Origin of the sequence: Amaricoccus sp. (assembly GCF_017995835.1) — a bacterium.
Classification (GTDB): domain Bacteria; phylum Pseudomonadota; class Alphaproteobacteria; order Rhodobacterales; family Rhodobacteraceae; genus Amaricoccus.
Genome location: NZ_JAGOID010000032.1, coordinates 20,917 through 28,168, shown reverse-complemented (window position 1 = coordinate 28,168; position 7,252 = coordinate 20,917). Strand labels below are relative to the sequence as shown.

Annotated in this window: 6 protein-coding genes; 3 read left to right on the top strand and 3 right to left on the bottom strand. The window is 71.9% G+C overall.

Going from position 1 to position 7,252, the window contains the following annotated elements; translation table 11 throughout:
- The coding region (locus KBA23_RS07315) for an NAD(P)H-hydrate dehydratase (RefSeq protein WP_290738718.1) at positions 1–214 on the top strand (214 nt) is incomplete at its 5' end.
- A 288-nt stretch (positions 215–502) separates the two neighbouring features.
- On the opposite strand, the gene KBA23_RS07310 is transcribed toward KBA23_RS07315, so the two are convergent.
- Positions 503–2,281 carry an ABC transporter transmembrane domain-containing protein gene (locus tag KBA23_RS07310; RefSeq protein WP_290738715.1) on the bottom strand — a complete coding sequence of 593 codons (1,779 nt, stop codon included), beginning with the start codon at positions 2,279–2,281 and terminating at the stop codon, positions 503–505.
- Between the two features lie 144 nt (positions 2,282–2,425).
- On the opposite strand from KBA23_RS07310, the gene KBA23_RS07305 reads away from it, so the two are divergent.
- Positions 2,426–3,787: an MATE family efflux transporter gene (locus KBA23_RS07305; protein ID WP_290738712.1), complete on the top strand. Its 1,362-nt coding sequence runs from the start codon at positions 2,426–2,428 to the stop codon at positions 3,785–3,787.
- On the opposite strand, the gene KBA23_RS07300 is transcribed toward KBA23_RS07305, so the two are convergent.
- Both KBA23_RS07300 and KBA23_RS07295 read right to left on the bottom strand, forming a co-directional pair.
- Entirely contained in the window at positions 3,768–4,148 is a 381-nt protein-coding gene (locus tag KBA23_RS07300; RefSeq protein ID WP_290738709.1) for a RidA family protein, read from the bottom strand. The two genes, KBA23_RS07305 and KBA23_RS07300, sit on opposite strands and share 20 nt — an antisense overlap.
- Before the next feature lie 81 nt (positions 4,149–4,229).
- Positions 4,230–5,591 carry a lamin tail domain-containing protein gene (locus KBA23_RS07295; protein ID WP_290738706.1) on the bottom strand — a complete coding sequence of 454 codons (1,362 nt, stop codon included), beginning with the start codon at positions 5,589–5,591 and terminating at the stop codon, positions 4,230–4,232.
- A 255-nt stretch (positions 5,592–5,846) separates the two neighbouring features.
- Between KBA23_RS07295 and rimO the strand changes: the two genes are divergently transcribed.
- Positions 5,847–7,244, top strand: coding sequence for a 30S ribosomal protein S12 methylthiotransferase RimO (rimO, locus tag KBA23_RS07290; protein WP_290738703.1), 1,398 nt, complete (start codon positions 5,847–5,849; stop codon positions 7,242–7,244).
- Positions 7,245–7,252 lie beyond the last annotated feature (8 nt).

The window sequence follows — 7,252 nt, the reverse complement described above, 5'->3', positions numbered from 1 at the left end:
CGCCCCGCCCTGGCTCGCCACCGCCGGCTCGGGCGACGTTCTCGCCGGCATCGTCACGGGGCTGCTGGCGCAGGGCCTGCCCGGCTTCGAGGCCGCCTGCGCCGGCGTGTGGCTGCACGGCGACGCCGGCGCGGCGGTCGGGCCGGGGCTGATCGCCGAGGACCTCGCCCCGGCGCTGCGCCCCGCCCTCGCCCGGCTCCTCGGCCCCACCTGATACCGGCGAGCTCATGGAACGACTCGCAGCCCTTTTGAACCTTTGACGTTTTTATCGTGTATACCCAGATAGTTACCCTATCTATCACGCGTGTTAGCCCCGTGTTGCGCCGGGTGGCCTGGTAGACTCGCCGCCATGAGGGCTTGCCGCCGCGCCCGGCCGCCTGAAGCCCTCCGGCCGGACCCATGCGCCGCGTCGACGTCGCACGCGCGGCCCCGTCGCGCCCGCGGCGCGCAGCGCCGTCGCGCGGGTTTCACCGTCTCCCGGCGCCCGGCGGCGCGACAAGGATCAGGCCGCGCCGTCGGTGAACTGGAGCCGTGCGAGACGGGCATAGAGCCCGCCCTCGGCGACCAGCGCGCCGTGGGCGCCCTCGGCGACGATGCGCCCCTCCTCGAAGACGAGGATGCGGTCGGCGCGCTTCACGGTGGCGAGCCGGTGCGCGATGACGAGCGTGGTGCGGCCCTCGGCCAGCCGTTCGACGGCGGCCTGCACCGCGCGTTCGCTCTCGGCGTCGAGCGACGAGGTCGCCTCGTCGAGGAGCAGCACCGGCGCGTCGCGCAGGATGGCCCGGGCGATGGCGATGCGCTGGCGCTGGCCGCCGGAGAGCATCACGCCGCGCTCGCCGACGAAGGTGTCGTAGCCCTGCGGCAGCCGGACGAGGAAGTCGTGCGCCGCCGCGGCGCGGGCGGCGGCCTCCACCTCGGCGTCGCTGGCCTCCGGCCGGCCGAAGCGGATGTTCTCGCGCGCCGAGGCGGCGAAGATCACCGGCTCCTGCGGGACGAGCGCGAACTGGCGGCGCAGGTCGGCGCGGGCGACGGTGCGGATTTCGGTCCCGTCGAGCGTGATCGCCCCCTCGTCGGGATCGAAGAACCGCATCAAGAGCTGGAAGATCGTGGTCTTGCCGGCGCCGGACGGGCCGACGATCGCCACCGTCTCGCCGGGGCGCGCGGTGAAGGAGAGGCCGGCGATCGCCGCCGTCTCGGGGCGGGCCGGGTAGCGGAAGGTCACGCCGGAGAAGGCGACCTCGCCCCGCGCCCGCGCGGGGAGCGCAACCGGCGCGACCGGGTCGGCGATCTCGTCGGTCATCTCGAGAAGCTCGACGAGGCGTTCCGTCGCGCCGGCGGCGCGCAGCAGCTCGCCCCAGATCTCGGAGAGCGCCCCGGCCGAGCCCGCCACCATGACGGCGTAGATGACGAACTGCACCAGCTCGCCCGGGGTCATCGCGCCGGAGCGGACGTCCGCCGCGCCGATCCAGAGCACGACGACCACCGAGGCGAAGACGAGGAAGATCACGATCGCCGTCAGCACGGCGCGGGCGACGATGCGGCGGCGCGCCGCGTCGAAACCCGCCTCGGCGATGGCGGCGTAGCGGGCGCGGCTCGCCGGCTCGGCGGTGTAGGCCTGGACCGTCTGCGCGGCGAGCAGCGTCTCCGAAGCCTGGGCCGAGCCCTCGGCGATGCGGTCCTGGCTCTCGCGCGAGAGCGCGCGCAGCCGCCGACCGAGGGCGAGGATCGGCACGATGACGAGCGGCACGCCGACGAGGACGAGGGCGGTGAGCTTCGGACTGGTGACGAGCAGCAGCGCCAGCGCGCCGACGAGGGTGAGGAGGTTGCGCAACGCCACCGAGACGGCCGAGCCGATCACCGCGAGGATCACCGTGGTGTCGGTGGTCAGCCGCGACAGCACCTCGCCGGTCATGATCCGCTCGTAGACGCCGGGGCTCATGCCGATGACGCGGTCGTAGACCGCCTTGCGGATGTCGAAGACCACGCGCTCGCCAAGGCGGGTGACGAGGTAGAACCGTGTCGCCGTCCCGAGCGCCAGCAACGCGGCGATGCCGAGCGCCGCGCCGAAATAGGCGTCCATCAGTCCGATCGACTCGACCGAGAAGCCGTCCACCACCCGGCGCACCGCGAGCGGCAGCGCGAGCGACAGCGCGGCGGTGACGGTCAGCGCCACCAGCGCGCCCCAGACCATGGCGCGGTAGGGCCGCAGGAACGGCGCGAGCGCGCCGAGCGGCCCCACGGCCGCCGCCTTCGCCCGATCCTCCCCGACGCTCCTCGCCATTGTCCCGCCTCGATGCGCCCCGCCGCCGGGGCTTAGCAAGCGCGACCCCCGCCTTCAAGGCGCGCCGGCTTCAAGGCGCGCCGGCTTCAAGGCGCGCCGGCGCGCGGGGCGCGCGGGCGTTGCGCCGGCCGGCGCGGGGCAATAGTGCTGCGCGTCATGGACGCGGCCGGGCCCGAGGATCAACACACGCTCCGCCGGCACGTCGTGCGGACGCTCGCGCTCGCGTGGCCGATGGTCCTGAGCCGCATCGGCATCGTACTCATGTTCTCGATCGACGTCGTGGTGCTCGGGCGCGCCGGGGCGGAGGGGCTCGCCGACTACGTGCTCGGCCTCTCGATCAACGAGAGCCTCGTCGGCATGACCATCGGCCTGATGATCGGCGTGCCGATCCTCGTCGCGCGCGCGGCCGGGGCCGGCGAGGACGCCGCGGCGGGGCGGATCTGGCGGCGCGGGCTCGGCTTCGGCATCGCCGTCGGCCTCGTGCTGGCCTTGGCGCTGCAAGCCGCCGAGACCATCTTCATCGCCTCGGGCCAGGACCCGGAACTCGCCGCGCGTGCCGCCCGGGTGACGCGCATCGTCGCGTTCTCGCTGCCCTGCATCGCCGCCTACAACGTCAGCGCCGCGCTTCTCGAGGCGCTGCACCGGCCGGGCGCGGCGCTCGTCGCCATCATGATCGCCAACGTCGTCAGGGCCGGGCTGAACGTCACCCTCGTCTTCGGGCTCGGCCCGATCCCGCCGCTCGGCGCCATCGGCTGCGCGATCGGCGGCACGCTGGTGTTCTTCGGCCTTGCCGTCGGCATGTCGATCTACGTCTGGCGGTTCTTCCCGGAGCGGGCGCGCTACGGCATCGAGACGCCGGGGATGGCGCCGCCCTTCGCGACGCAGGTCCGGCTCGGGCTCGCCACAGGGGCCTCGTTTCTCTTCGAGGCGGGCGCGTTCACGGTCGTCACCCTCCTCGCCGGCCGGCTCGGGGTGCTCGCGCTGGCCGCCCACGGCGTCGTGTTCCAGTTTCTCGCGCTCACCTTCATGCTCGCCCTCGGCATCGCCGGCGCGACGCAGGTCAGGGTGAGCAACGCCTGGGGGCGCGGGGATCCGCACGGGATGGCCATGGCCGGCTGGACCGGGCTTCTCCTCGCCACCCTCCTCGTCGGCGCGGCGACGCTCGTCTATGCGAGCTTCCCGGCGACGGCCATCGGCGTCTTCACCGACGACGCGGCGGTCGTCGCGGCGGCCGTCCCGGTCATGCTGTGGATGGCGCTCGCCACCGTCTTCGACGGCGGGCAGGCGGTGATGAACAACGCCTGCCGCGGCCGCGGCGACGTGTGGTTTCCCGCCGCCCTGCATTTCGGCAGCTACTGGCTCGTGCTCGTGCCGCTCGCCTGGGCGCTGGCCTTCCCCCTCGGCCAAGGGCTCGCGGGCGTCTACCAGGCGATCCTGATCGCGAGCGTCGTCGCCCTCGCGCTCCTCGCCGCCCGCTTCCGCCGGCTCAGCCGCGCAGAGCCGTGACCTCGATCTCGACCTTCATCTCAGGGCGGATCAGCGCGGCGACCACGGTGGAGTTCGCCGGCCGCACGTCGCCGAACGCGGCGCGCAGCGCCGGGCCGATGGCGGCATGGTCGGCCGGGTCGGCAAGGTAGATCACCGTGCGCACCACGTCCTCGAGCGAGAACCCCGCCTCGGCGAGCGCCCGGCCGATGGTGGCGAGCGCGTTCCCGGCCTGCTTCCCCGGGTCCTCCGGCATCGACATGGTGGCGTAGTCGTAGCCGGTGGTGCCCGAGACGAAGCACCACTCGCCCTGCACGACGGCGCGGCTGTAGGCGAATTCGGCCTCGAAGGGCGATCCGGTCGAGATCAGGCGGCGGGTCATGGCGGTCTCCGGTTGCGGCGTCCCCTCATAGGGGCGACACACCACCCCGTGCAATGTCAGGGGACGCCAGCAAGACCGCTCCTACCGATACGAGAACACATGCCTGATCGCGCCCGTCGGATCGGCCAGCGTCGCGGTGTCGCCGCGGTTGTTCCACACGGCCTGCCGACGTCCCCAGAACAGGTTGTTCGGGTCGTTCGTGCCCGTGCCCGTCCAGACGGATACGACTTCGCCAGGCGGCAAGGTGAAGGTCGGAAACGTGTAGGTGTGGTTGGCGACGTCGCGCAGCGTCCACCCCTGGAGCTGGACCGGAGCGGCGCCATCATGGGTGATGCGCACCTGCTCCCGGTCGACGTCGGAGCCCGGCGGATTGTAGTCGATCCCGATCACCCGAGGCGTCGGCGCGCGAGCGCATGACATGCCGCTCGGTCCTTCGGCGCAGACGACGTCGCTCTGCACACCGGCGATGCAAAGCTCCGCCTGTAGCGGGACAGTGCCGTAATACTGGCCGTTGTCGCCGGGCGTATCGCAGGCGGGGGGAACGCCGGGCGGGCAGTCGCGACGATCGGGGTGGCCGAACCCTGCCGAATGGCAGATCTCGTGCAGGAGCGTCTGGGCCTGCTCCCGCGCGATCAGGCCGAAGAAGTTTCCGCGGTTGATGTTGACGGTGCTGCCGTTGAGCGGCGCCGAAGCGTTCGCATTGGCCGCCGCGTTGAGCGTGTGATTGATGTTCTTGCGCAGCGCCGTGACGATCCGTGACCGGTCGCCGGCGCTGACGGAGCCGCACTCCATCAGGCGCTCATAGGCGTGCGCCCACCGCTCCATGATGGTGGTCGCCTCGGCCTCGGTGAAGCCGGAGTCGAACGTGTAGTCCCATTGCATCTTCAGGATGTCGGCATAGACGTCCTTCCAGGTGATCGCCCCGGCGGGAAAAAGGTGGATGCCGAAGACGACCCCCGCCCCATGGTCGGCTTGCTCGAAGGTCGGAAACCCGGCGGCGAATCCGTTGGCGGCCGCATAGTCGCTCGCGCCGCGCATGAGATTCGGCACGTCGTCGGGACTGTTCGCGCCGAGCCGGCCGCGCGGGACGTCGCGCCACTGCGTCACGCCGGCGCGAAGCAGCATCGCCCCGTAGACGACGGTTCCTCCGGCGATCCCCTGCTCGAAGGTCGGGATTCCACCGTCGAACCCGTTGGCCGAGCCCCAGCGGCTCACCGCGCGAACCACCGCAGGGACGTTGTCGATCTGATGGGCGCCGGCGTCGAGCGCGGAAAGCGTGGCCCGCGGAATGTCCCGCCATTCGACGGCGGTGCCGGACAGCATGAAGGTGCCATGGACGACACCCCGACCGTAGTCGGCCTCGTGGAAGTTCGAGAATCCCCCGACAAAGCCCTGTGTGCCCGCGTACCGGTTCGCCTTCCGGAACCTGTCGTCGTGACCCATGTCCGATACCTCGCCGGATTTCCGAAGATGGCATCCACACGGCCAGGATAGCACTTCTCGCCCGCTGCGCCACCTCTGGCGCGGCTTTCGCCGTTAACTGCCGGTGAAAGAGTGGCAAGCCGCATTCCAGCCCGGTTCCAGCCGCCTTCCAGCCCAGGGATTTTCTTGCCGTCCCAACGGGATGGACGCCGCCTCGAACAAAGAGGCGAATCGCCCGCTTCCCAAGACCCGGCACCGCGGCTATACGCGCCCACCATGAGCCTCAACCCGCCGAACCTGCGCCCGGACCTCGCGCCCCTCCCGCGCCTCGACGACGCCCCGCGCGGCGCCGGGCCGCGCATCGGCATGGTCAGCCTCGGCTGCCCCAAGGCGCTGGTCGACAGCGAGCGGATCCTGACCCGGCTCCGCGCCGAGGGTTACGCGATCTCGCCGGACTACGCCGGCGCCGACGCGGTGATCGTCAACACCTGCGGCTTCCTCGACAGCGCCAGGGCCGAGAGCCTCGGGGCGATCGGCGAGGCGATCGCGGCCAACGGCCGGGTGATCGTCACCGGCTGCCTCGGCGCCGAGGCCGAGACGATCCGAGCCGCCCACCCGGCGGTCCTCGCCGTCACCGGCCCGCACCAGTACGAGGCGGTGCTCGACGCCGTCCACGACGCTGCCCCGCCCGCGCCGGATCCTTTCGTCGACCTGATCCCGGCCTCCGGGATCCGGCTCACGCCGCGACACTACGCGTACCTAAAGATTTCCGAAGGTTGCAACCACAAGTGCAGGTTCTGCATCATCCCCGACATGCGCGGCCGGCTGGTCAGCCGCCCGGCGCGGGCGGTGCTGCGCGAGGCCGAAAAGCTCGTCGCCGACGGGGTGCGCGAGCTGATCGTCATCAGCCAGGACACCTCGGCCTACGGCGTCGACCGCAGGCACGACGCGACCCTCTGGCGCGACCGCGAGATCCGCGCCCATATCGTCGAGCTCGCCCGCGAGCTCGGATCGCTCGGAGCCTGGGTGCGGCTGCAATACGTCTACCCCTACCCGCACGTGCGCGAGCTTGTCCCGCTGATGGCCGAGGGGCTGGTGCTGCCCTATCTCGACATCCCGTTCCAGCACTCCCACCCGGAGGTGCTGCGGCGGATGGCGCGGCCCGCCGCCTCGGCGCGCACCCTCGACGAGATCGCCCGCTGGCGGGCGATCTGCCCGGATCTGGCGCTGCGCTCGACCTTCATCGTCGGTTTCCCGGGCGAGACCGAGGCGGAGTTCGCCCATCTCCTCGACTGGCTCGATGAGGCGCAACTCGACCGGGTCGGCTGCTTCCAGTACGAGAACGTCGCCGGGGCGCGGGCCAACGCGCTGCCCGACCACGTGCCCGCCGAGGTCAAGCAGGACCGCTGGGACCGCTTCATGGCCAAGGCGCAGGCGATCAGCGCCGCGAAGATGCAGGCGCGGATCGGCCGAAGGATCGAGGCGCTGGTCGACGAGGTCGACGCCGAGGGCGCGACCTGCCGCACCGCGGCCGATGCGCCGGAAATCGACGGAAACCTCTTTATCGACGAGGGTTTCGAGGCCCTCCGCCCGGGTGACCTCGTGGCGGTCGAGGTGGACGAGGCGGCGGACTACGATCTGTGGGGCAGACTGGTGGCGCCGCCAGGGCGCTAGCCGCGCAC